Source organism: Angelakisella massiliensis, from assembly GCF_900104675.1.
Classification (GTDB): Bacteria; Bacillota; Clostridia; order Oscillospirales; family Ruminococcaceae; genus Angelakisella; species Angelakisella massiliensis.
The window spans coordinates 1,077,079-1,101,755 of the sequence record NZ_LT629945.1 but is presented as its reverse complement, the minus strand read 5'-3'; the positions used below and the strand labels follow the sequence as shown (position 1 = coordinate 1,101,755).

At 55.3% G+C, this 24,677-nt stretch carries 22 protein-coding genes; 12 read left to right on the top strand and 10 right to left on the bottom strand.

The annotated features are described in order from the left end of the window. Positions 1-83: 83 nt before the first annotated feature. Together BQ5383_RS10550 and rsmI are read left to right on the top strand one after the other, a co-directional pair. A complete protein-coding gene (locus BQ5383_RS10550; protein ID WP_071431815.1) occupies positions 84-860 on the top strand; it encodes a tRNA1(Val) (adenine(37)-N6)-methyltransferase in 777 nt (258 codons plus the stop codon). Position 861: 1 nt separating this feature from the next. Further along, the gene (gene rsmI / locus BQ5383_RS10545) at positions 862-1,704 is read left to right on the top strand and encodes a 16S rRNA (cytidine(1402)-2'-O)-methyltransferase (RefSeq protein ID WP_071431813.1); all 843 of its coding nucleotides are present in this window, start codon (positions 862-864) and stop codon (positions 1,702-1,704) included. 605 nt (positions 1,705-2,309) lie between these two features. Here rsmI and BQ5383_RS10540 read toward each other — a convergent pair. After that, positions 2,310-2,558, bottom strand: coding sequence for a helix-turn-helix domain-containing protein (locus tag BQ5383_RS10540; protein ID WP_139193405.1), 249 nt, complete (start codon positions 2,556-2,558; stop codon positions 2,310-2,312). Positions 2,559-2,652: 94 nt separating this feature from the next. Between BQ5383_RS10540 and BQ5383_RS10535 the strand changes: the two genes are divergently transcribed. Then, positions 2,653-3,162: a hypothetical protein gene (locus BQ5383_RS10535; RefSeq protein ID WP_071431811.1), complete on the top strand. Its 510-nt coding sequence runs from the start codon at positions 2,653-2,655 to the stop codon at positions 3,160-3,162. Positions 3,163-3,374: 212 nt separating this feature from the next. On the opposite strand, the gene BQ5383_RS10530 is transcribed toward BQ5383_RS10535, so the two are convergent. From BQ5383_RS10530 to BQ5383_RS20755, 3 genes are all read right to left on the bottom strand, one after another. Then, the gene (locus BQ5383_RS10530) at positions 3,375-3,899 is read right to left on the bottom strand and encodes a QueT transporter family protein (protein ID WP_172724616.1); all 525 of its coding nucleotides are present in this window, start codon (positions 3,897-3,899) and stop codon (positions 3,375-3,377) included. Positions 3,900-4,142: 243 nt separating this feature from the next. Beyond that, positions 4,143-5,537 carry an MATE family efflux transporter gene (locus BQ5383_RS10525; RefSeq protein ID WP_071431808.1) on the bottom strand — a complete coding sequence of 465 codons (1,395 nt, stop codon included), beginning with the start codon at positions 5,535-5,537 and terminating at the stop codon, positions 4,143-4,145. Then, a complete protein-coding gene (locus tag BQ5383_RS20755; protein WP_139193404.1) occupies positions 5,480-5,815 on the bottom strand; it encodes a hypothetical protein in 336 nt (111 codons plus the stop codon). Before BQ5383_RS20755 ends, BQ5383_RS10525 begins: the two co-directional genes overlap by 58 nt. 263 nt (positions 5,816-6,078) lie before the next feature. Here BQ5383_RS20755 and BQ5383_RS10520 point away from each other — a divergent pair, with 263 nt between their 5' ends. The 4 genes from BQ5383_RS10520 (at position 6,079) to galE (ending at position 12,245) form a co-directional block, all read left to right on the top strand. After that, positions 6,079-7,800 (top strand): ABC transporter ATP-binding protein, encoded by a 1,722-nt coding sequence (locus tag BQ5383_RS10520; protein ID WP_071431806.1) that lies wholly within the window; start codon positions 6,079-6,081, stop codon positions 7,798-7,800. Next, positions 7,787-9,562 (top strand): ABC transporter ATP-binding protein, encoded by a 1,776-nt coding sequence (locus BQ5383_RS10515; protein WP_071431804.1) that lies wholly within the window; start codon positions 7,787-7,789, stop codon positions 9,560-9,562. Before BQ5383_RS10520 ends, BQ5383_RS10515 begins: the two co-directional genes overlap by 14 nt. 595 nt (positions 9,563-10,157) lie before the next feature. Further along, positions 10,158-11,033 (top strand): helix-turn-helix transcriptional regulator, encoded by an 876-nt coding sequence (locus tag BQ5383_RS10510; protein WP_172724615.1) that lies wholly within the window; start codon positions 10,158-10,160, stop codon positions 11,031-11,033. Between the two features lie 195 nt (positions 11,034-11,228). Further along, positions 11,229-12,245, top strand: coding sequence for a UDP-glucose 4-epimerase GalE (gene galE, locus BQ5383_RS10505; RefSeq protein WP_071431800.1), 1,017 nt, complete (start codon positions 11,229-11,231; stop codon positions 12,243-12,245). Positions 12,246-12,815: 570 nt separating this feature from the next. On the opposite strand, the gene BQ5383_RS10495 is transcribed toward galE, so the two are convergent. The 3 genes from BQ5383_RS10495 to BQ5383_RS10485 form a co-directional block, all read right to left on the bottom strand. Further along, positions 12,816-13,709, bottom strand: a complete 894-nt coding sequence (locus BQ5383_RS10495; RefSeq protein WP_071431796.1) for a DegV family protein — start codon at positions 13,707-13,709, stop codon at positions 12,816-12,818. Positions 13,710-13,731: 22 nt separating this feature from the next. Continuing rightward, positions 13,732-14,442: a coenzyme F420-0:L-glutamate ligase gene (locus BQ5383_RS10490; protein ID WP_071431794.1), complete on the bottom strand. Its 711-nt coding sequence runs from the start codon at positions 14,440-14,442 to the stop codon at positions 13,732-13,734. A 64-nt stretch (positions 14,443-14,506) separates the two neighbouring features. Continuing rightward, positions 14,507-15,376 (bottom strand): DMT family transporter, encoded by an 870-nt coding sequence (locus BQ5383_RS10485; protein ID WP_071431792.1) that lies wholly within the window; start codon positions 15,374-15,376, stop codon positions 14,507-14,509. Positions 15,377-15,552: 176 nt separating this feature from the next. On the opposite strand from BQ5383_RS10485, the gene BQ5383_RS10480 reads away from it, so the two are divergent. The 5 genes from BQ5383_RS10480 (at position 15,553) to BQ5383_RS10460 (ending at position 22,587) form a co-directional block, all read left to right on the top strand. Further along, positions 15,553-16,950 (top strand): MBOAT family O-acyltransferase, encoded by a 1,398-nt coding sequence (locus BQ5383_RS10480; RefSeq protein ID WP_071431790.1) that lies wholly within the window; start codon positions 15,553-15,555, stop codon positions 16,948-16,950. Between the two features lie 44 nt (positions 16,951-16,994). Next, positions 16,995-18,497, top strand: a complete 1,503-nt coding sequence (locus BQ5383_RS10475; RefSeq protein WP_071431788.1) for a DHHW family protein — start codon at positions 16,995-16,997, stop codon at positions 18,495-18,497. Between the two features lie 5 nt (positions 18,498-18,502). Further along, complete coding sequence (locus BQ5383_RS10470; protein ID WP_071431786.1) at positions 18,503-19,570, top strand: type 2 periplasmic-binding domain-containing protein; 1,068 nt, start codon at positions 18,503-18,505, stop codon at positions 19,568-19,570. Positions 19,571-20,034: 464 nt separating this feature from the next. Continuing rightward, positions 20,035-21,315, top strand: coding sequence for an L-cysteine desulfidase family protein (locus tag BQ5383_RS10465; protein ID WP_071431784.1), 1,281 nt, complete (start codon positions 20,035-20,037; stop codon positions 21,313-21,315). Between the two features lie 81 nt (positions 21,316-21,396). After that, a complete protein-coding gene (locus BQ5383_RS10460) occupies positions 21,397-22,587 on the top strand; it encodes a dicarboxylate/amino acid:cation symporter (RefSeq protein ID WP_071431782.1) in 1,191 nt (396 codons plus the stop codon). A gap of 368 nt (positions 22,588-22,955) precedes the next feature. On the opposite strand, the gene BQ5383_RS10455 is transcribed toward BQ5383_RS10460, so the two are convergent. Genes BQ5383_RS10455 through BQ5383_RS10445 form a run of 3 tightly spaced genes read right to left on the bottom strand, consistent with a single transcriptional unit; the run spans position 22,956 to position 24,675 of the window. Next, the gene (locus BQ5383_RS10455; protein WP_071431780.1) at positions 22,956-23,378 is read right to left on the bottom strand and encodes a spore germination protein GerW family protein; all 423 of its coding nucleotides are present in this window, start codon (positions 23,376-23,378) and stop codon (positions 22,956-22,958) included. A gap of 16 nt (positions 23,379-23,394) precedes the next feature. Continuing rightward, positions 23,395-24,129 carry a hypothetical protein gene (locus tag BQ5383_RS10450; protein WP_071431778.1) on the bottom strand — a complete coding sequence of 245 codons (735 nt, stop codon included), beginning with the start codon at positions 24,127-24,129 and terminating at the stop codon, positions 23,395-23,397. Positions 24,130-24,165: 36 nt separating this feature from the next. Then, positions 24,166-24,675 (bottom strand): GNAT family N-acetyltransferase, encoded by a 510-nt coding sequence (locus tag BQ5383_RS10445; RefSeq protein WP_071431776.1) that lies wholly within the window; start codon positions 24,673-24,675, stop codon positions 24,166-24,168. Positions 24,676-24,677: the final 2 nt, after the last annotated feature.

The following is a 24,677-nucleotide window of genomic DNA, read 5'->3' as shown; positions in this document are numbered from 1 at the left end:
GACGCGGGTTTCCAAAGGGACGAGTCCCTTTGGCCGTATCCCTCCGTATCCCTAAATAATATTACACATAAAAGGAGCACCCCATGACATCCTTTCCCTATACTTTTGAACAGCTGGGACCAGACTACCGAATCTGTGTTAGCCCAGCTCATAAATTTGGCACCGACGCTTTCCTGCTGGCAGATTTCGCCGCCAGGCGTTCCCGGGAGCGGGTCTGCGACCTGGGCACCGGCTGCGGCATTATTCCTCTTCTCTGGTTCCGCTGGGGGCTGGAGCCGCAAACCGCCTACGCCGTGGAGCTTCAGGATCAGGCTTTTGAGCAGCTGATGGTGACGGCGGAAGAGAATAGAGACCGACTGGCGGGACGGCTGATCCCCATTCACCAGGACCTGCGGCAGCTGGGGAAAACCATCCCCCTGGCCACACTGGATCTGGTTACCTGCAATCCTCCCTATAAACCAGCGGGGCACGGGGTCCCCTCCCCCAAGGAGGCACGCCTCACCGCCCGCCATGAAATCAGCTGCACCATGGAGGATGTCTGTGCCGCCGCCTCCCGGCTCCTCCGCTTCGGGGGTCGCCTGTGCGTCTGTCAACGACCGGAACGGCTGCCGGATATGATGGAAGCTATGCGGAACCACGGTATCGAGCCCAAACGGCTGCGGATGGTCCAGCAGCGGGGGGACAAGGCTCCCTGGCTGGTGCTGATGGAAGGAAAAAAAGGGAGCCGCCCCTTTTTGCAGGTGGAGGCTCCGCTGATTGTGGAGGATGGCGCCGGAGGCTTTTCCCCGGAAATGAAAAGAATCTACCGTTTGGAGCAGGAAACGGCCCATGCTCCCACGGAATCACAGGAGGATAAATGACATGGGTAAATTATATTTGGTAGGAACCCCCATCGGCAATCTGGGGGACCTTTCCCCACGGGCGGCTCAGGTGCTGGAATCGGTGGACTTCATCGCCGCCGAGGACACCCGGGTGAGCCTGAAGCTGCTCAATCATCTGGGGATCAAAAAGCCCATGGTCAGCTATTTCCAGCATAACATCCGTCAGCGGGGCCAGCAGATTCTGGATCGTATCCTGGCGGGGGAAAACTGCGCCATCATCACCGACGCGGGAATGCCCTGCATCTCTGATCCCGGCGAAGACCTGGTGGCTCTCTGTCACGAAAATCAGGTGCCCCTGGAAGTGGTGCCCGGCCCCAGCGCCGCCATTGCCGCTCTGGCCGCCTCAGGACTGCCCACAGGCCGCTTTGCCTTTGAAGGCTTTCTGTCGGTGAAGGCTTCCAGCCGGATGGAGCATCTGGAATCGGTAAAAAATGATCGCCGGACCCTGATCTTTTATGAAGCCCCCCACAAGCTGCGGGCCACCCTGGAGGATATGGCCAGGGTCTTTGGGGCTGAGCGGCGGATCACCCTGGCCCGGGAGCTGACCAAGGTTCATGAGGAGATTCTCCGCACCACTCTGGGAGAGGCCTGCGACCTCTACGCCCAGCGGGAGCCCAAGGGAGAATTCGTCCTGGTGGTGGAAGGGGCCCCCGAACCGGAAAGCACCCTTGTCACCAAGGAGCAGGCGGCAGAAATGATCGTCCAGCTCAACGGCTGCGGCGTTTCCCTCTCCGATGCCGCCAAGCAGGTGGCCGCCGATACTGGCTACAAAAAAGGAGAACTGTACCGGATGGCCCTGGCCCTTCAGGGCGGAGAAGGCTGAAAGGGGAAAATTTCTGTCAGGGGATAGATTGCAGGGGATACGAAGGGGTTACGCCCAAAGGGACTCGTCCCTTTGGAATCCCGTAGTTGAGGCCGTAGCGAGTGGGTTAGTCCGGCAAACAGCCTGCCACTGTTTTGGTTTGTACCTTTTAGTGTTAAGGGGACGGGATGGAGGGATAGTTTCTGCACCTGTGCCGACAGAGGCAAAATCGCCCGCTCGCCGGTTGCCCGGGTAAAGCCGGACAATCCACTCGCTGTTTGAGTGTCAGGGGATACGGGGGGATGCGCCCAAAGGGACTCATCCCTTTGGAAACCCGTAGTTGAGGCCGTAGCAAATAGGTTAGTCCGGCAGACAGCCTGCCACTGTTTTGGTTTGTACCTTTTAGTGTTAAGGGGACGGGATGGAGGGATAGTTTCTGCGCCTGTGCCCACAGAGGCAAAACCGCCCGCTCGCCGGTTGCCCGGGTAAAGCCGGACAATCCACTCGCTGCTCTGTGCTTATAGATTTTTTAGTCTCTTGATTGCTTTGGGAACTTTGCTCTTTACAACTCATTATAAAATTGCCGCCGGCAGGAGATGGCTTCTCTCTGCCGGCGGCTTTCCTGTTTATTTTAACTCCTGGTCCAGCTGACGGAACAGCTGGGAATGAAAAAACTCCTCGATGGTGATTCCCAAACCATCACACAGCTTTTTGATGGTGGAAATGGTGGTGCTGTGATTCCGTCCGCTGACAATGTTGTGGACGGTAGACTGGGTGACGCCGCTGAGACTGCTCAGCTTATTGATGGAAATATTCCGCTGCCGGCACAGCTCCAAAATGCGCGCCTGTACCGCTTCACCGATGTCCACGGGCATCACCTCACTTCTTGAGAAAAATGATACCCATTTCCCCTTGAAAAGATTACCTCTTTTGAGTTAATATAAACCCAAAAGAGGTGATTTAGTTGCTATGAACGGAAAACTTTGCTTTTTCATTGGACACCGGGATGCAAATGATGAAACTTTTCCTTTATTGGCGGCTGAAGTAGATCGGCATATTTCAACACTGGGGGTAACAGAATTTATTGTGGGACATTATGGTCACTTTGACCGCCTGGCGGCAAAAGCGGTGATCAAGGCCAAGCAGACAAATGCCTCCCTTCATCTGTATTTGCTGCTGCCATACCATCCATGGGAACGTCCTATCGATACGCCCGATGGTTTTGATGGCACTGTTTACCCACCTGATATGGAATCTGTACCCCGGAGATTTGCCATTGTCAGAGCCAACCGATATATGGTAGATCACACGGATTTTCTTATTGCCTATGGATGGCGCCCCGGCAGCAACGCCAAAAAACTGCTGGACTACGGAAAAAGGCGGCAGGCAAAAGGGTTGCTCCAAATAACACAGTTGCCCTATACTCCTTTGCCCTGTCCCGGCAATAAGCTTCACCCGGAGAAAATAATTTCTGTCTGAATCCACCATCTGTGGGCATCCAGTCAAACTGCGCCTGCTGTTTGCTGTGGGCTTTCTCCGGAAGCTTTTACATATCAATAAAATGGCTGGCGACCTCTAAGCAGCAATGTACCCGGGGGCAGGATATCCCCCGGATGCGTGCCGCAAAAGTCGGCAACGCAAACGCCCCCGGCATAAAGCCGGGGGCGAGAGCAAGTTCATCATGTTTTTGTTTATTGGAGAACACGGGATGCGCCGCTTTTCTCCAGGGCGTAGATCATCACCAGGCCCAGACCGCAGCAGGAAACCAGCTGTCCCAGGGCGATAAAGCCGCCGAAGGTGAGAAATGGCAGAGGCGCCAGTCCTCCGGTCATCACATAGCACCATTCTCCCCCCACCACAATAGCGTTGAGCAGCACGGGAGGAAGGCTGGCCAACACAGGAAGTCCTTTCCAGCGGTATTTACCCAGCCGGGCGGTCATCAGCCCTGCCGCCAGCGTAGCGGCGGAGCCCAGGAACACATCCGCGATGCCCAGGAAGTTGGTACCGGCGGAGGCTCCCACCAGATTGGTCACCACACACCCCAGGGTAACACCCCACACCGAGGAGGGGCAAAGGACCGGCAGGAGAGTGAGGGCTTCGGACACCCTGCACTGGACCTGTCCAAAGGTAAAGGGGGTCAGCGCAAGGCTGAGGGCTGCGTAGGCCGCGGCAATGAGACCGTTCCGGGCCAGCCCTCTGAGGTTTTGACTTTTCATATTCAGTTTTCCTTCTTTCGTAGGGCGTATCCACAGACCGCCCCTAGTATGTTTTTGCGGCGCGGGGCCGCAGACCAGGAACTTGCGACTGGTCATCCCCCATCAGTGACAGAGGACCGGGGATTATTATAATGCACCGGAGAAAAAACTTCAAGCTTCTTTTTACGCCAATAAAAAGCGCCGGAACATTGCCTCCTTTGGGAAGGCAGCATTCCGGCGCAAGCCTTTTGTGATATAAGGATGTTATCTCTCTTCCGGCCTGAAGCCCATTTGCTGAATTCTTCTGCGGAGCCATCCACCCTGGAGATAATAAATAATGAACAGTACCGAAGTAAACGACCAGGTAAGGGGATAGCTGAACAGCACCGTATCGATCACAGGGTTATAGGGCACCGCGATCCAGATCCAGGCCACACGGAGCACACAAACCCCCAGGCAGGTCATCACCATGGGGATAAAGGAGTCTCCCGTTCCCCGCACCGCGCCTGCCAGAATCTCGATGCACACATAGGTAAAGTAGAAGGGCACCAGCTGCCGCAGCATACGCATACCATCGGCAATTACTTCCGCGTCGGTGGTAAAGAGCCTGTAGCAGTAGGGACCGGCAAACATCAGCAGTATACTGATACCGATGGCGGTGCCCATGGCCATCGCCAGACAGACCCGGACGCTTTTACGGATACGCCCGTACAGCTGCGCGCCGAAATTCTGTCCCACAAAGGTGGTGATGGATACGCCGAAGGCGCTCATGATCATCCAGTAAAAGCCGTCAATTTTGCCGTAGGCGGTGTAGGCGGCAATGATATTGGTACCAAAGGTATTGATGGTGGCCTGAATGATGATATTGGATGCGGAATACATCACCGACTGCAATCCGGCGGGGCATCCGATGCGGATGATATCCCCCAGGATCTTCCGGTCCATGGCCAGCCGTTCCCGGTCCAGGCGATAGCAGGCAGGAGTTTTGGTCAGGGCCATCAGCACCAGAACCGCGCTGGCGGCTTGGGAGAGAACGGTGGCCAGCGCCGCTCCCAGCACACCCATTTTAAATATTGCCACCAGCAGAATATCCAGCACCACATTGACCATACAGGAGACGATGAGGAAATAAAGGGGCCGTTTGGAATCTCCCACCGCTCTCAGGATACCGGAACCCATGTTGTAAATAATAGGAAAGATGATACCGGCGAAATAAACCTGGATATAAATGGTGGCGTGTCCCATGATATCCTCAGGGGTACCCATGGCCCGGAGGGCTGGAACAGAAAAAGCAAGGCCCGCAATTGTAAACAGCATCGCCACCACCAGACTGAGGGATGCCGCGGTATGGACAGCCTTGCTCACCTGCTCCTCCTGCTGTCCGCCGTAAAACTGGGAAATGATGACCGTGGCGCCGGAGGAAAGCCCCACAAAAAATCCAATCAGCAAATTGATCAGCGTACCGGTGGAGCCTCCTACAGCAGCCAGGGCCTCCTTGCCCACAAACTGTCCCACCACCACCGCGTCCACGGTGTTGTAAAGCTGCTGGAAGAAAATACCCAGCAGGATGGGAAAAAAGAAGCTTAAAAGCTGTTTCCAGATCACACCGCTTGTGATACCGTTGGCACCTTCCCCTGTTTCTCTGATGGCATTTGACATAATGAACCTCGCTTCAAAGCACTGAAAAAAGCCGGTTGCCCATGGCAGCCGACAAACGTTTTCTGACCTTCTGACCACAGAATAACATACCAAAAGGCGTTTGTCCAGATACCTCTGATTTCTTCTTTGATTTCCCCCTTTTTCTTCTGTGAAATCACTGCTGTTCGGCCCCAAAAACCGGCCGGTAAAAAAGCTTTTTCATCCAGAAAAGCTCTGGCGGCAGAACAGCCGTCCGTTTTGGGGGAATTGCATTTTCTCTCTTTCCCTTTTCTTCCCACGATATTACCCCTTTGCTCCTAAAAGAAATCATTGGGCGGCAGCATCATAAAAATAATACAGCCCAAAAGCCTGTGCGGGGGGCCTTCGCCGGTTTCCCCGCCAGACGGAGGACCGGTTCAGGGGCGGCTGTATTTCCGTTGCTCATCCCCGTTTTCCCCTATGGGCAAAGATGAACGTTTCTTTCCCTGCCTTTGTTGACAGGGAGAAAAACGGGTGGTACTATTTGTTGTGTATGCAACTATTCCTGCAAGGAGGGTTTGGGATGCGCCGTTTACTCACCTATCTGTATCCTTACCGGGGGCGGATGGCGGTTCAGATGACCATCAAGTTTGTCGGTACTGTGATGGACCTGCTGCTGCCCTGGATTCTGGCCACCATCATTGATGATATCGTTCCTCTGCGGGATGTCCGGAAAATCCTTCTGTGGGGCGGGGCCATGATCCTCTGCTCCATCCTGGCGGTGGTGACCAATATTATGGCCAATCGCATGGCCTCCGCTGTAGGGCGGGAGGTGACCCGCCGGCTGCGGCAGGATCTTTTTTCCAAGATCTGCTCCCTTTCCTGCGGGCAGGTGGACCGGCTGACCATTCCCTCCCTGGAAGCCCGGCTGACCACCGACACCTACAACACCCACCAGATGGTCACCTCCATGCAGCGTCTGGGGGTCCGCTCCCCCATTCTTCTGCTGGGCGGGGTTCTCATCACCCTCACCCTGGAACCGGTGCTGACTCTGGTGCTGCTGGCGGTGCTACCTTTTATCGCTCTGGTCATCGTGGGCATCTCCAAAAAGGGTATCCCCCTTTATACCAGAACCCAACAGGGGGTGGACCGGCTGGTACAGGTGGTGCGGGAAAATATTTCCGGCATCCGGGTCATCAAGGCGCTGTCCAAAACTGAGCACGAATGCCAGCGGTTTGACCAGATCAACAAGGAGCTGGTGCGGCGGGAGACCCGGGCCGCGGTGACCATGGCCGCCAGCAATCCCGCCATGAACCTGCTGCTCAACACGGGGCTGACCCTGATTCTGGTGGTTGGGGCCTTTCGGGTCAACAGCGGCCTGACCAAGCCGGGGGCCATCATCGCTTTCCTCAGCTATTTCACCATCATTCTCAACGCCATGCTGGGGGTCAACCGGATCTTTGTTCTCTGCTCCAAGGGCAGCGCCTCCGCCCGCCGGATCGATGAGGTACTCTCCCTGGAGGAGGATCTGAAGCTGAAGCCCTCGGAACCGGTGGATACCGGGGATCATATCCGCTTCGATCACGTTTCCTTTGCCTATGGACAGGGGCAGGAAAGCCTCACTGATATCTCCTTCTCCCTCCGGCCCGGGGAGACCCTGGGCATCATGGGAGCCACCGGCTCCGGCAAAACCACCATCCTCAGCCTGCTCATGCGCTTCTACGATCCCACCCAGGGAGAGATCCGCATTTCCGGGCGGCGTGTGGACAGCATCCCTCCCGACGAACTGCGGGTAAAGTTCGGGGTGGTGTTCCAGAACGACATGGTTTTTGGGGATTCCATCCAGGAGAACATTCAGCTGGGCCGTGCCCTGGGGATGGAGCGGCTGCGCCAGGCTGCCGCCGACGCCCAGGCCCTGGACTTTATTGATGCCCGGGAGGGAGGCTTTGACAGCCATCTTACCGCCCGGGGCACCAACATCAGCGGCGGGCAGCGGCAGCGTCTGCTTATCGCCAGAGCCCTGGCGGCAAAACCGGAGATCCTGATCCTGGATGACGCCTCCAGCGCCCTGGACTATCAAACCGACGCCCGTCTGCGTCAGGCCATTGCCGGGGGATATCAGGGGGTCACCACCATTATTGTGGCCCAGCGTGTCAGCTCCCTGCGCCACGCCGACCATATCCTGATGCTGGAGGAGGGACGCTGTATCGGCTGCGGCACCCATGACCAGCTGATGAAAGAATGTCCCGCCTACCGGGAGATTGCCATTTCGCAGATGGGAGGTGGAAGCGATGCCGCCGATTAAAGTTGCCGAACGGAAAGTCACCATAGCGGAGGGAAAACATGTCATCCTCCGGCTGTGGAAATATCTCTCCCGCTACCGTCTGCTGCTGATACTTTCCCTGGGGCTGACGGTGCTGAGCAATGTTCTGGCCCTGATGGGGCCCCGGCTGTCGGGTCTGGCGGTGGACGCCATTGAGCCGGGACCCGGTCAGGTACAGCTTCCGCTGGTGTTCCGTTACGCGGGGCTGATGCTGCTGTTTTATCTCATTTCCTCCCTGCTTACCTGGGTGCTGTCGGTGATCATGATCCGCCTGAGCCAAAAGACCGTGTATCAGATGCGCCGGGACGTCTTTGAAAAGCTGACCCGCCTGCCGGTGGGCTTCTTTGACACCACCCAGACCGGCGACATCATCAGCCGTATTTCCTACGATGTGGACACCGTCAACACCTCCCTTTCCACCGATCTGCTTCAGGTGTGCACCACCGTTATCACCGTGGTGGGGTCCCTGTGGATGATGGTGGCCATCGCTCCCCTGCTGACACTGGTGTTCGCGGTGACGGTCCCCTGTTCCATCCTTTTTACCCGCTACCTCATGGCCCGGGTGCAGCCGCTGTTCCGGAAGCGTTCCAAGGCGCTGGGCGAACTCAATGGCTTTTCCGAGGAAATGATCTCCGGGCTGCGGGTCATCAAGGCCTATCACCGGGAGGAGTACAGCGCCCAGCGGTTCGCCCAGCACAACGGCGCCGCTGTGGACGCCTACTACAATGCCGACTACTACGGAAGTATGACGGGACCCTCGGTGAACTTCATCAACAATCTCTCCCTTTCCCTCATCAGTGTCTTTGGGGCGCTGCTGTATCTGACAGGACGGATCAGCCTGGGCAATCTTTCCTCCTTCGTGCTTTACTCCCGAAAGTTCTCCGGCCCCATCAATGAAATGGCCAACATCATCGCTGAGCTGCAATCCGCCTGCGCCGCGGCGGAGCGGATCTTCCGGCTGCTGGATCAGCCGGAGGAACCTGCCGACGCTCCCGATGCTCAGGATCTCCAGGATGTGCGGGGCGATGTTTCGGTGGAGCATATTCGTTTCGGTTATACCCCTGACCGGGTCATCCTCCACGACCTGAGCCTCCACGCCCGGCCCGGCTCTCTGGTAGCCATTGTGGGTCCCACCGGAGCGGGCAAAACCACCCTCATCAATCTGCTGATGCGGTTTTATGATCCCCAGGAAGGGACCATCCGGGTGGACGGCCAGGACATCCGTCAGGTGACCAGAAAAAGCCTCCGCTCCGCCTATACCATGGTGCTCCAGGATACCTGGCTCTTTACCGGCACGGTATATGAGAATCTGGCCTACGGCAGCCCCACCGCCACCATGGAGAAGGTGGTGGAGGCGGCCAAGGCGGCCCATATCCACAATGCCATTCTCCAGCTGCCTCAGGGGTATGACACCATTCTTACAGAGGATGGCGGGGCCATCTCCAAGGGGCAGAAGCAGATGCTCACCATTGCCCGGGCCATGCTGATGGGCTCCCCCATGCTGATCCTGGATGAAGCCACCTCCAACGTGGACACCCGCACCGAACGCCAGATCCAGCAGGCCATGCGGAGCCTGATGGCGGATAAGACCTGTTTTGTTATTGCCCATCGTCTCTCCACCATCCAGAACGCCGACCACATCCTGGTGGTACGGGACGGAGATGTGGTGGAACAGGGTACCCACCATCAGCTGATGGCTCTGGGCGGGTTCTACGCCCAGCTGTACAACGCCCAGTTCAGGTAAAAAACTTTTTGCTCCAGTATCCACCTGCCTGCTGCGTTTTTCAGGAAAAAAACCTTGCAGCCACTCCCACTGCTTTGACGCTGAAGGCAGTGGGAGTTTTTTTATAGATTAACCCTGTGGGCGGCTTCTTACAGAAACAAGGAATATGCCCCGCTTTTATCCGGACTTTTTCCCTGCATCGGCTGGTGATAAACGTTTTTTTATTCTTCTGTGACCCTTGCCGGCAAATGGCTGTGTAAAAGGAGCTTTCCTTGGCACCGTCTCCATTAAAAAGTTAAAAAAGGCTGATCCTGCCTGCGATATTTTGCATAAAAATTAAAAAAATTTATGTATTTTTTTAGGAAAAACTGTTGTGTCCGCAACAAATTTGTATTAAAATGGAAAACACACAGTAGAAAAAGGGCCTTCCTTTTTCCCATCTGGTCCGCTTCCATCCCATCGTTTCAGCTTTTAAGGCATCTTTTGTGGCACGATGAGAACTTTGGGGTGGAAAATCCTCATAGCGGTCAGCATCAACCGAGATGAAATGCTTTTGTATACGATTGCGGTCCTTTATTCGCTGAGTGTATTACACCTTGGAATGGGGGAACACGCGATGGAGCGCCGGAGAGTCATGCTGCAAGAGGAAATTGTGGTGGAACAATTGGTGGAAGCCAACATTTTCCGTCCCCATGAACAGAAAAGGCCCGTTTTGCATCCCCGGCAGGGGTTATGGGTCATGGTGCTGGTAAGGACAGGTACCATACACCTGGTATTGGAGGGACGGAATGAAACCCTCTGTCCGGGAGAAGGAATGATCCGCAGGGCGGATACCATCTATGCCGCTCAGTGGGAAAACAACGAAAAAGCCGAACTGCTGGTGGTGGCATTCATCTCCTTTTCTGCCCTGCTGAGCCGTTTGGAGGATACCTTTTTTGTGTTGGGGACGGAGGATTGGCGGTTGGCGGATGAGCTGCTGGAGGAAGGCAGACTGCTGCTGCGCAGTCAGTCCCTGCCGGATTCCCGGCGTTTTGCAGGCCCGCAGGTGGTACGCCTGGCGCTGGAGCGCCTGCTGATCAATCTGGAGCGTCAGCGGCTGAGGGAACAGCGAAACCCCGTCAAAAATCAGTCTGCCCGGAACCTTTATGAACAGGTGGTGCAATATCTCAACAGAAACATTCACCGGAAGCTTTGTCTGGAAGAGGTGTGCAAAGCCAATCATGTGGGCCGCTCCCATCTGCAGAAAATGTTCCGGGAATACAGCGGCGGCGGTGTGATGGAGTATTTCGGGATATTGAAAATAAAGGCCGCCAAGGAAGCCATCGAACAAAGCCGGGGAACCTTTACCCAAATCGCCCAGGCGCTGGGATATACCTCTATCCATTACTTTTCCCGGCATTTTAAAAAGATATCCGGCATGAGCCCATCTGAATACGCTGCCATTGTGCGTCTGGAAAAGCATCTTGCCCGTTCCATGGAAGGATATGAATAGGCGGGAAAACGGTTTTACCGTGCGTCAAATGGAACAGCGAAAATTTGAAAAAAGCGGAAAAAGTCTGTAAAATGTTTTTTCTGTCCATTTACCAGTGCTGTTTAAGGGGGTATAATAACAGTGGAGGAGCGGCTTTCCTCATAAACAGGCAGCAGGCTCCAAAACGTTCTATACTTGAGATGGGAGGCAACCATAATGGCGGTACTGGTAACAGGAGGCGCCGGCTATATCGGCAGCCACACCTGCGTGCAGCTGATCAAGGCGGGATATTCCGTTGTGATCGCGGATAACCTGGAAAACAGCAAGATGAAGGCGGTACAGCGCATTGAAGAAATCACCGGCTGTGATGTGCGCTTTTATCTGGCGGATATGAAGGACTACGACGCGGTCAAAAAGATTTTTCAGAATGAGAAGATCGAAGCGGTAATCCATTTTGCCGGTTACAAAGCGGTGGGAGAATCCGTGGCCAAGCCCCTGATGTATTATCAAAACAATATTCAATCCGCCATCACCGTTCTGCAGGTAATGCAGAAGATGGGGGTACGGAATTTTGTTTTCAGCTCCTCCGCTACTGTATATGGCGTCCCTGAAACGGTGCCCATCCGGGAGGATTTCCCGCTGGGTGCCACCAATCCTTATGGACAAACCAAGCTGATGCTGGAGCAGGTGCTGCGGGATCTGTATCATGCGGACCCCTCCTTCAATATCGCGCTGCTGCGGTATTTCAATCCTGTGGGCGCTCATGAAAGCGGTCTGATCGGTGAAGACCCCAACGGCATTCCCAATAATCTGATGCCTTTCATCACCCAGGTGGCGGTGGGCAAGCTGGAGCGGCTGCGGGTATTTGGCAACGACTATCCCACTCCAGACGGCACCGGTGTGCGGGATTACATCCATGTGATGGATCTGGCCGACGGCCATGTGGCAGCCATGAAGAAGCTGGAGGAAAACTGCGGCCTGCAGGTCTATAACCTGGGTACCGGCAGAGGCTATTCCGTGCTGGAGATGGTCCACGCCTTTGAGCGGGCTACCGGTGTGGAGATTCCTTATGAGATCGTTGACCGCCGTCCGGGAGATGTGGCGGAGTGCTACGCTGACCCCACCAAGGCCCGGGAGGAGCTGGGCTGGTCCGCCGTCAGAGATCTGGAGGCCATGTGCCGGGACAGCTGGAACTGGCAGCGGAAAAATCCCAACGGATACAGTGAAGATTAAACCGCTAAATTTAAGCTGATAAAAACCGCCTGGAGGGAGCGATTCCTCAGGCGGTTTTTCTCATCAAAGGCGTCGGGGTATCTGGAAGCCTTCCGGTACTTTGGGCAGGGGATCTGCAAGGGCTATGGAAAGCCGGGAAAAATGCCCCACACCCCTTTCCCCTTTTCCGTGTCCCCCCGGGCGGCAGCATCCCATCACCAGCGGCTTTACCCGGCGTGTGGGGAAAGCAAGGATACGCTCCCCTGTACGGAAACAGCGGCAGAAGCTTGTTCTCCCCTGGGCGCTTCAATCCAACATTTATTTTCTCCCCCAGCCCCGGGAAAGGCTGCGCGCCCTTTAAAGGCGCGGGTCAACTGAATCCTGGCAGCGGGAACAGGAGAAAACTTTTGGCTGGGAAACGGAAAAAGACGGCCAATTCTTCCCTGGTGGGCCCGAAAACCGGCGGACTGTGTCCCGGGGAGAATCCTTTGGGCTCATCCTGTCATTTCCTTTCTCCAAAATCTTTTCTTTGTAAAAAAGCCGCCTGAGGATGGTCCATCCCCAGCGGCTTTCTTGCTTTCATTCTTTGTTTCAGCCCGCAGTTCCTGTCTGCCGTTTGCCTCCCAGGAAGCACATGGCCAGCAGATCGGGACCACCGTTGATGGTGATGGCGGGACCGGCGGAAAAAATCCCCGCCAGACCGTCCCCTATGGCCTTCTGGAGCTTGGCGCTCAGATCCTCCGCCAGACCGGTGACCGTACCCACCAAAATCCCGTAGGGGGTACCCTTCACCGCCCGCTCCTGAGCAATTTTCACGATGGCGCCGGGGACGTTCCGATCCCCCCGCACCACGGCGGCGGCATGAGTCTTGCCTTCAATGATATCGATGATGGGGCGCAGACCAAGGGCCTGCCCCGCCAGGCAGGTGATTCCGCTGACCCGTCCGCTCCGCTTGACAAAGTCGAAGGTGAGGGGAGCAAAATAAATCTCCACCCGGTCAAACCAGTCCTGGAAAAATGCCCGGATATCCGCCAGGGCCACGCCCCGCCGATGCATCTCGGCAGCCCGGAGCACCGGGATACCATAGGCAATGGAATAGGTGCGGCTGTCCAGGATCTCAATCTCCATCTTCTGCCGGGCATCGGGATGTTCCTCATAGAACTCCTCCCGGGCCCGGTTGGCAGAGGCATAGCACATGGAACCGCCGCTGTTGATGCACACCACACAGACATTGGTACATCCATCCCGGAGAGCCTTTTCATACCGCTCCAGATACTCCTGGGCATTGACCCCGGAGGAAACCGGCAGCTCTTTGCATTCCCGGCACAGCTGATAAAATTTCTGGGGGGTGATCTCATAGCTTTCCTTGTAGATAACGCCATCCACCGCCACGGTGAGGGGCGCGACATCTATCCCATAATTCTCCGCCACATCCAGTGGGATGTCGCAGGCGGTATCGGTGATAAAGCGGATCTTTTCCACCATAAGGCTCCTTTCCGGTTGAAAATCATTCCACAGGACGAATGATGCCCATAGGAGTTTGCTCGCTCTGCTGGCCCAGAGGGTTGTCCTTGAGAATACGCACATACAGCTCCGGGTCCATGGAAGCGTCGCTGCGCCCCAGGATATTGCCTCCCAGGTCGTTGATGTCGGTGATGAGAACAGGATGGCCCAGCGCATCCGCTGTTTCCCTGGCCACCTTGTCGGGGTCAGCGGGCCCCAGCACCACATACTCGTTGTATGGAGGCAGGGTGAAGCTGCAAGGGCCGTCAATGGCCCGGGCCTTGTCCCCGGCGATGATATAGAAAATGCCCCGTTTGCCGAACAGCTTGCCGATGGCGGAACAGAAGGCTGCGAACAGGATACGAATGGTGCCGCATTCCCGCAGGGCCATCTCCATGGTTTCAGGAATACCCAGGCCGATGCCGTAAGGCGTTTTCAGCACAAACTTGCACAGCAGCTTTGCCAGCGGACGGGGATGGATATCCTTCATGGGGATCGCCCGCTTTTGGGTGCAGGCCACCGCCTTTTCGGTGATAAACAGTACATCCCCCGGCTGCATATGGGGCCCCGCGTACTGCACCGCCACATCAGCGATGCGGTCCACATCGGTGATGACGTGGGTTTTGATGCACAGGCGGCGGTACTGGCGGCCGTCCACAGTGATGATCTCATTTTTGCCGGGATTGATAACGGTTTCAACATTGGACTGACTCATAATCAAAAAGCTCCTATCTGCCGCGGCGCGGCGTGGAAAATAACAGGATTTTGCCGTCTCCTTTTCAGCCCTGAGCCTGCTGCTGGGCGGCGGCTTTGGCCCCGGCGACGCACCACAGGGCCACAGTGACCAGTACTATTATACCACCGGCCAGGGCAAAAGCACCAGGCTTTTCTCCCATCACCAGAAAAACCCACAAAGGATTGAACAGCGGCTCCAGCATTCCGATGAGGGAACAGTACAGCGGCGGGCAGCGGTGGGATGCCATGCCGTAGAGGACGTAAGGGATACCCAGCTGAAAAACTCCCAGCACCAGCATACATCCTACAGCCATGGGCTCCAGGGTGATGGGGAAGAAGGGCAGGCAGCATATTCCCACCAGTGCGGTACCCAAATGCCCCAGCAGCAGGGCGCTCATGGAGCTTTCCTCATCAGGCAGGGCGCTGGAAAGAACAAACATCGCCCCCATGGTCAGGCCGCTGGCCAGAGCGAAAATATTGCCCATCAGCCCTCCGGGGGTCAGCTGGTCAAAGAAGAACAGGGAGGTACCCGCCAGACAGATGACCACCACCAGGTAATCCGACCGGCTGTACCGGCTGCCCAGCAGCAGGGTACTGAGCAGCATGATATGGATGGGAGAGGTGGACTGGAGGATGATGGCATTGGCGGAGGTGGTAAACTTATTGGCACAGACGAAAAAGATCATGGTGCCCACCAGCATCAGTCCGCAGAGAAGGGTACGCCGGTTGACCCGGATATGGTAATGGAGCAGCCGCATATAGCCCAGAAAAATAAAAATAGCGATGAGCGACCGAAGTCCCGCAATCACCACCGGGTTCCAGGGCACCAGCTTGATGAACAGTCCCCCAATGCTCCACAGCATAGAGCAAAGAGCCATCAGGAGCATCCCGCTCCGGGTTTTGTTCTCTTTCATGATCCATTTCCCTCCAGGATAACACCAAATGAACAAGACCGTCTGTTTTCCATATCTGATACAAGGAATCTACTTGTGATTCTACTAAATAATTGGTATAATTACAAGAGTTTATTTCACCTGCCCGCCCCATCCTTTCAGCGTGTTGGGGCCGGGGGTGGTTGGGATGGTGCGGTATGGTTTTTTCCAATCTGTTTTTTCTCTACGTCTTCCTGCCGATAAACATCATTTTATATTTTCTAGCCAAGTCCAATTCCACCAGGAATGTCATTATGGTGGCCTTTTCCCTGGTGTTTTACGCCTGGGGTGAGCCGGTATGGGTGCTGCTGCTGCTTTTTACCGCCTTTGTCAACTGGTTTTTCAGCGGCCTGCTGGAATCGCCGGGGCGAAGGAGCAAAATCGTCCTGACTTTGCTGGTCGCTTTGGACCTGAGCCTGCTGGGGCTGTTCAAGTACAGCGGTTTTCTCTATGAAAACCTCAACGCTTTGCTGGGCACCTCCTTTGAGGCGCCGGGATTCACCCTTCCCATCGGTATTTCCTTCTACAGCTTTCAGATCATTTCCTACCTGGTGGATGTCCGCCGGGGGGATGTGAAGGCCCAGCGGTCCTTTCTCAAATTCCTCATGTATGTCACCATGTATCACCAGCTGGTGGCGGGTCCCATTGTCCGTTACCGCTGGATCGCGGATGAGGTGGATGGCCGCAAGGTGGACATTGGGGACATCTGGGGCGGTTTCTGCCGTTTCTTTGTGGGGCTGACCAAAAAAGTGGTGGTGGCCAACGCTGCCGGCGCCCTGGCGGGACAATATTTGGATGGGGATCTGTCCAGGCTGGCCGCTTCCGGCGCACTGGTGGGGATCCTGATGTATTCCATTCAGATCTATTACGACTTTTCCGCCTACTCCGATATGGCCATTGGAATGGGCCGCATCTTCGGCTTCCACTATAACGAAAACTTCAACTATCCCTATATCTCCACCTCCGTTACCGATTTCTGGCGGCGGTGGCATATTTCTCTGAGCACCTTTTTCCGGGACTATGTCTATATTCCCCTGGGGGGCAAATACCGCCATCAGCTGCGCAATATCTGCATTGTCTGGCTTCTCACCGGCCTGTGGCACGGCGCCAGCTGGAACTTTGTACTGTGGGGCGCATACTATGGCGCGCTGCTGATCCTGGAAAAAACCTTCCTCCTCTCCCTTCTCAACCGCCTGCCCCGTTGGGTGGGCCGGGTCTGGTCCTGGCTGGCGGTGTTGGTGGGCTGGAGCATCTTCTACTTCACCGATACCGCCCGCCTGGGGGCCTTCTTCCGGGCGCTGCTGGGGGCTTCCGGCTGGTCTGATCCCGCTGTGTGGGTCACCCTTCAGAACAACATTTTGTGGCTGGCTTTGTCCCTGGCCTTCTGCGCCCCTATTCTTCCTGCCATCCACCGGTGGCTGGACGATCATCTCACCGATGTGGGCCGGTGCCGTCTGGTGCCCCTTCAGGCGGCGGGCTGTCTGGCGCTGCTGCTGCTGTGCACCGCTTTATTGGTGGGCCAAAGCTACAATCCCTTTTTGTATTTCCGCTTCTGAGCCGGACATGTTCCACATAAACTGGAGCAGGAAGGAGTATTTTCATGAAACTGCCGGAAACAAACCTGCGAAAGCTGTACAAGCAATGCTGTATCCGCTCCATGGTCCTCATTGTCGCGGTAATGGCCACCATGGGCGTCTTTTCCTTCGTGCTGCCCAAGCCTGCTGAATCCCTGGTGGAAAAGAGAAAACTGGCCGAAATGCCCGCTTTTTCTCTCAATGCCCTGTTCAGCGGCACCTATCTGAGAGATTTTGAGGCCTTTTACGCCGATACCTTCCCCTTCCGGGACGCCTTCATTGAAATGGGCTCCTGGTTTGATGAGCTTAAAGGCATCCGGGGCAGCGACGATGTGAAGATCTATGCCCCGCCCACCGATTCCCAGCCCCAGACCTCCTCTTCCCAGGGGGCCTCCCAACCTGCTTCCCAGCCCCAGGGGGATCCTGATGGCTCCGGCAGCTCTGTCCCGGCGGTGACTCCTGATGACGGCAGCTCCTCCCATCCTTCCAGCGCCTCCAGCCAGCCGGAACAGTCCTCCAGTCAGAGTGACAGCTCCTCCCAGGGCTCCTCCGCGGCGCCGGAGGTACCGGACGGCTACTCCAGCAACGGCTACTTTGTGGTGGGGGATACCGGTTATATGCTCTTCGGCGGCTATCGCCCCGTGGCGGAGCAATACGCCGGTTATCTGACCCAGTTTGCCCGGAGCTTGGAGGGACAGGCCAAGGTCTACAACATCGTGGTACCCACCTCCTCCGACTTCTACCTGCCGGAGAAGTATCAGTCCCTTTCCAACTCCCAGAAGGACAATATTTCTTATCTGTACAGTCTCTATCCTCAGCAGAATTCCCCTGTCATCACTGTGGACGCCTACAGCAATCTGGAGCGGAACAAGGACCAGTATATCTATTTCCGCACCGATCATCACTGGACCGCCCGGGGCGCCTACTGCGCCTATGAGGCTTTCTGTCAGACGGCCGGTCTGACGCCGGTAAGCCTGGACAGCTTTGAGAAGCGGACCATTCCCGATTTTCTGGGCACGGTTTACTCCTATACCCGGGATCAAAAGCTGGCGGCAAATCCCGATTATGTAGATTACTATATCACCGCCAAAAACTATGAGGGCCAGGTGGTCACCAAGGACCAGCCGGGGGTCTGGCAGCCTATTTCTCCCTGGGCGGAATGGGTGGAGGGAGGCAACGCCTACTCCGTATTCCTGTGGGGAGATCATCCGGTATTCCTGCTGGATAACCTGGATATTGAGGACGGCAATAATGTTTTGGTCCTCAAGGAATCCTATGGCAACGCCTTTTCTCCGTTCCTGATGGCCAATTTTGACAAAACCTATGTCATCGACTATCGCCATTACGAACAGTCCATCTACGACTTTGTACTGGAGCACAACATTAAAACCGTTATTTTCATCAACAATGCCTTTGCCGCCAACACCAGCTATCACGCTGAGCGGATCAACTATCTGGCCAATCAGCTGCCCCATACCGCCGGGGTTTCCGCTGCCGGTGAGGGGCAAGACCAGAGCGGACAGGAGTGAAAGCCATGTTCAAAAAGCTGCTGGCGCTGCTGCTGGCGCTGTCCCTGCTGGGCGGATGCGCTCAGGCGGACCTGCGGCGCTATCCCCGTGAGGAGCAGGAAAATGACCCCGCCGGGCTGGAAGAGGAGACCCTCCGCATCGCCATGCCGGTGGATGCTCCCCAGCTGATGTGGGACACTTTGGATCTGCTCCGGGCCAAGATCAAGGAGCTGAGCGGCGGCCGGCTGAAGGTGACCGTGCGCAAAGCAAAGTATCCCATTGAAAGCTACCGTGAAGGACAGGCAGACCTGTACTTTTTCACCACTGAGGAAATGATTCAGATGGATGACCGTCTGTCATTTATGACCATGCCCTTTCTCTTCCCCGACGCTGACACCATGCTCACCTTCCTCAACGATGAAAGCGGCGTGGTGCGCAACTCCACCGCCACTCAAACCCGGCTGCGGGGGGAGATTCTGGGGGTATATTACGGCGGCACCCGCGCCTTTCTCAACCGGGGCCGGTATTATGACGAAGTAGGCTTTTACAACAATACTGCCATCCTGCCGGGGCACCTGGGTGAAAACGCCTTTATCGCCGCGGGAGCCGAAACCCTGGTGGTGGGAGAACAGGAGGAAATTTTCAACTATCTGGCCCAATCCACAGTGAAATTCGGGGAATACATTCCCGGCACGGAGGTGCCGCCTGAAACCCTGGCTCAGCTGCGCAATGTGGAACGGACCCAGCATCAGTTTGACGGTTGGTGGCTGGTGCTGTCGGCGGGAAAATCTGCCAACCTCAGTACCCAATCCAGGGCGGTATTCAAGGAAGCCTTTGCCTATACCGTCCAGTGGGAGAAACAGCTGATGGAGGCGGATCAAACCAGTCAGCTGGACCAGCTTCAGCAGCAGATCCAGCAGTTACAGACACCGGAAAGCTCCAGCGGCGACACTTCCGAACGCTCCAGTAAAGTTACTCCCGCCTCCACTTATGACAATGCCAAAGCCGCCATGTTGGATTACTACAAAGATAACTGGCAGGAGCTGGGGATACCCCAGGATATCTGGGAAGCCCTTCAGAATTTGATATTTTAAAAGAGCATTGCTGTTTTTACAGTTAAAAAGAAACTGCTGCTCCTGGTTTTCTCAGAGAGGGAAACCGGGGGCAGCTTTTTTATATTCCAGCCGGCTCAGGTGAAAAACTTTCCAGGAAAAAAGCTTTTGATTACAAGAAAAACTTTTTTCCGCATACAATCCAAAGGGAGGGAGGAAATTTTTCAAGAAGAAGTGGAAAATACAACAAAAACCTTTTCTTTTTTCATTTAAAAAAAGCGGGAGAAAATTAAAAGTATCAGTAAAATCTTTCGAATCCTATACAGGTTGTCCAAAATTTTAAGTTTCACTTTGGAACTATAATTGGTTATTTCGCTTTATATTTTTCTGCAAAATAAAATTATAATTGAAGTTTTTTACAAAAAAGACTATAATATTCTATGGAATCAGCGGAAGACGCACTGCCAATTCCAGAAATGAATCATCAAAAAAAGGAGGTAAATGCCATGTTGCCTACGGACATCCGGTACCAGAACTACATCCAGGTTCTGCGTGAGGAGCTTGTCCCGGCCATGGGGTGTACGGAGCCGATTGCCATTGCTTATGGCGCGGCCAAAGCCCGTGAAGTGCTGGGATGTCTGCCGGAAACCGTGCTGGTGGAGGCCAGCGGTAACATCATCAAGAATGTAAAAAGCGTCGTCGTCCCCAACACCGGAGGACTTCACGGAATCGAAGCCGCGGCAGCGGCTGGTATCGTGGCCGGTGTGGCGGACAAAAAGCTGGAGGTCATCGCTCAGGTGACCGACCAGGACAAAAAAGCCATCCGCGATTATTTGGGAAATCACGAAATCAAAGTGCTTCCCGCTCAGGGAGATATTATCTTCGATATTATTCTCACTTTGCAGGGAGGCGGTTCCACTGTCAAGCTGCGGATCATGGATTTCCACACCAACATTGTTTACATTGAGAAGGATGGAAAGGTTTTGCTGGATGCAGGTAGAGCAAGCTCCGGCAGCACCACCCCTCTCACTGACCGGGCTTTTATGAACCTGCGTGACATCCTGGAGTTTGCGGAAACGATGAACGTGGATGATGTTCGCGAAATGGTAGAGCGGCAGATCCAGTATAACTATGCCATCGCGGAGGCCGGCATCAAGGAAAACTGGGGAGCCAATGTGGGTTCGGTGCTGCTGGACGATGATGACCAAAGCATCAAGGTCCGGGCCCGGGCCATGGCCGCTGCGGGCTCTGACGCCCGTATGAGCGGCTGTGAGCTTCCTGTAATCATCGTTTCCGGCAGCGGCAATCAAGGCATTACTGCCTCCGTCCCTGTCATTACCTATGCCAAGGCGCTGGGGGTGGACCATGATACCATGGTAAGGGCGGTCACCTTCTCTGATCTTCTGACCATCCATTTGAAAACCGGTATCGGCCGTCTGTCTGCTTACTGCGGTGTCGCCAGTGCCGGGTCCGCCGCCGGAGCGGCCATCTGCTGGCTGCAGGGAGGGGATTATGAGGTAATTTCCCACTGCCTCATCAACTCTCTGGCCACCATCTCCGGCATGGTTTGCGACGGCGCCAAGCCGTCCTGCGCTTCCAAGATCGCCACAGCGGTGGAATCCGGTATTCTGGGCTGCCAAATGGCCCGGAAAGGTCAGTTCCTTCGGGATGGAGACGGACTGATCGGCGATGGCGTGGAAAATACCATCCGCAACATCGGTCGCCTGGGACATGACGGCATGAAGGAAACGGATAAAGAAATCATCCGTATCATGACCGGCACATGATCCCGCGGGAGTTTTCCCACAGGCTCCGTTGGGGAGCTGTATGAGGAAATACTCCAACATTTTTAGGAGGGAGTTTCGTTCATGAATATCTTCAAGAGTTTGCCATTTAAGCTTTTGGTAGGCGTGATATTGGGTATCGTCATCGGCCTTGTCATTCCTGATGGCGCCATCCTTCAGGTGATCGTGACGGTCAAATATATCCTCAACCAGCTCATCGGCTTCTGCGTACCGCTGATCATTATCGGCTTTATCGCCCCGTCCATTGTCAAACTGGGCTCCAATGCCTCCCGGATGCTGGGCATCGCCCTGATCCTGGCTTATGTCTCTTCTGTGGGCGCGGCCTTGTTCTCCATGACCGCCGGATACGGCATTATTCCTCACCTGAATATTGTCAGCTCCGTAGACGGCCTTAAAGAGGTCCCCGCTGCCGTATTCCAGCTGGATATTCCTGCCATTATGTCGGTTATGAGCGCTCTGGTATTCTCTGTGCTGGTGGGCCTGGCCGCAACCTGGACCAATGCCCGTACCATAGCCAAAATCCTTCAGGAATTTCAGGATATCGTACTGAAAATCGTTACCAGCGTTATCATCCCCATTCTGCCGGTGTTCATCGCCTGCACCTTCTGCACCCTGTCCTATGAGGGCACCATCACCAAGCAGCTGCCCATCTTCCTCATCATCGTGGTGATCGTCATGGTGGGACACTACATCTGGCTGGCCCTGCTGTACGGCCTGGGAGGGGCCTATTCCGGCACCAATCCCATGGAAGTGCTCAAACACTACGGCCCCGCCTATATCACCGCGGTAGGCACCATGTCCTCCGCTGCCACCCTGGCTGTGGCTCTGCGCTGCGCCCGTAAAGCCAAAACCCTCCGCTCCGATATGGTGGACTTCGGCGTTCCTCTCTTTGCCAACATCCATCTGTGCGGCTCGGTACTGACAGAGGTCTTTTTTGTGATGACCATCTCCAAGATCCTGTATGGCTCCATCCCTTCTGTGGGTACCATGGTTTTGTTCTGCGCCCTGCTGGGTATTTTCGCGGTAGGCGCTCCCGGCGTACCTGGCGGTACGGTAATGGCTTCCCTGGGCCTGATCACCGGTGTTCTGGGCTTTGATGACACTGGTACGGCCCTGATGCTTACCATCTTTGCCCTTCAGGATTCCTTCGGCACCGCCTGCAATGTTACCGGCGACGGCGCGCTGACCCTGATGCTCACCGGCTATGCCAAAAAGCATAACATTGAAGAGAAAAAGATCGATTTCGCCCTGTAATTTTGTTTTCCAGACTGCAGATCATTTTGCCATGCGTCTTGGCTGATTTTCAGATAGATGATTCATTTCACCGGCGGCCGGCTCATGAATGAGCCGGCCGTTTGAGTTTCCGGCAAACTTCCCCAGGTGAAGGGGATGCCTCTATGCTCCATTCGCCTCGGTTCCTTCCGCCCGTACCATCCATTCTGCCCCTGCGTGCGGCTCTTCCTTAAAACTTTTCTTCCCCTTCTGCTTCTCAGGGGCCTGGACAGGCACGGGGAAGCGCTGCCAGGTTTTTCCCTGTTTTTGGCTATGACAGACAAAGCAGCCGGTTCCAATATGGAACCGGCTGCTTTTGAAAGTTGAAATTTTATTGCTTTTTTATCCCCTTAAAGGTTTTGCTCCTGCGGGGGGACATCCACGGGAGACTGAGACTGCTCGGAAGGCTTTTTGCTGCCGCTGAACAGGCCGCTTACTTTATCCACCATCTCCGGTACCATACCCACCACCCGGTCAGCGGTATTGTGAAAGCTTTGCAGCTGGAGAAGTTTCACATCACCCTCCCTGATGACCAAAAAGCCCATGGGAGTGATGGTAACACCGCCGCCGGTGCCCCCGCCAAACAATTCCTTTTGGGTTGCGGGCAGGTCTCCTCCTCCCACGCCAAAGCCGAAAGCCACCTTGGAAACCGGCAGGATCATGGTGCCGTCCGGCAGATTGATGGGCTGGCCGATCACAGTATTGCTGTCAATAAGGGTTTTCAGATTCTTCATGGAGCTATCGGTAAGGTTCCCCAACTGGTTGAGTGCCATGGCTATACACCATCCTTTATTTTTTTTCTTTCTCAGTGTTCGCAATCATCTGAGAGGAAATATGCTCTTTATTTTCAGCGGGAGACGTTATTTTTCTCTTCCGCTTTTTTTCATCACCGGGGGATCTGCTTTTTGATCCGCTCTTTCGTTTGACCAGAGGGCTCTCCATCAGCGGCGGCAGACCCTTTGCCGCAAGCACCACACCTGCCGCCAGCAGCATCGCCGGGATGATACGCCCCTCTCCTTCCACAGCCAGCTTGCCTCTGTCTCCCATAAAATCCGGCAGCACCTGAAAGCGAAATTCCTTCAGCCGCACCACCGGGGACAAGCAGCCATAAGCCGCATATCCCAGCCGATAGGCTTTGCCCAGATTCATACCCACCTCTGCCGCATCTTCTCCCACCACAGACAGGGTGATCCGGCAGCGGGAGATCTTCAGATGCCGCAGCAAAAAGCCCATGGATTCCAGCACCTCAGGCAGCACATCATTTATGGTTTGGAGCAGATCCAAAGGAAAAGCTGGGTCCTTGGGGGAAAGCTGCTTTTTTTGTGACTTTGCTTTTTTTTGCTTTTTGGCGGAAGCCGTGGCGGCTTTCTTTTTTTCCTTGCGGGGCAGTAAAGGGATGGGGATCACTCCCAGCAGCCGCAGGGTCAGTTTATATTCCCCATCCAGCCAGCTTCCCTGAAACCGCAAGGGGATGAGCAAAAGCAGCGCCAGCACCGCCGCCGGCAGCCACAAAAGCCAGCTCATCACTTCCCCTCCTCCTCAGGGGATGAAGTCCCTCCATCACCCCAACAGCTTGTAAAAACAGACCTCGGTTACCGGTAAATCCGGCTTCACCTTTCTTTCCCGGCCGTCCTGCAAAAATCCCAATTTGGTATAGAAGGAGCTGCCGATGAGGTTGCCTTTGAGCGCCCACAAAATCAGCTTCCGATACCCTGCCTCCACCACATTGGATAAAATAAAGCTCATGCATTGGGTGCCGTATCCCTTGCGCCAATGGTCCGGCGCAAAATAAATGGATCTCAGCTCCCTGTTGCCCGGCTCACGGTCCTCCTCCTCCGGCTCCCCCAGAGAGAAAAAGCCAACCGCCTGATCTCCCTCTAGCGCGATATAGTGCTCCGCTGTGGAAGCCTTCAGCTCCTTCTGCCAATATTCCAGCCAATATGAGGGGCTCCCCAGCTTTTCCAGGCTTTGGGGAGGAAGGATCTCCTTATATGCCCGCCGCCAGGATTCCGCCTGAATAACGGCGATGGTCTGTGCATCCTTGGCTGCGGCTCTGCGGATATACAGCATTT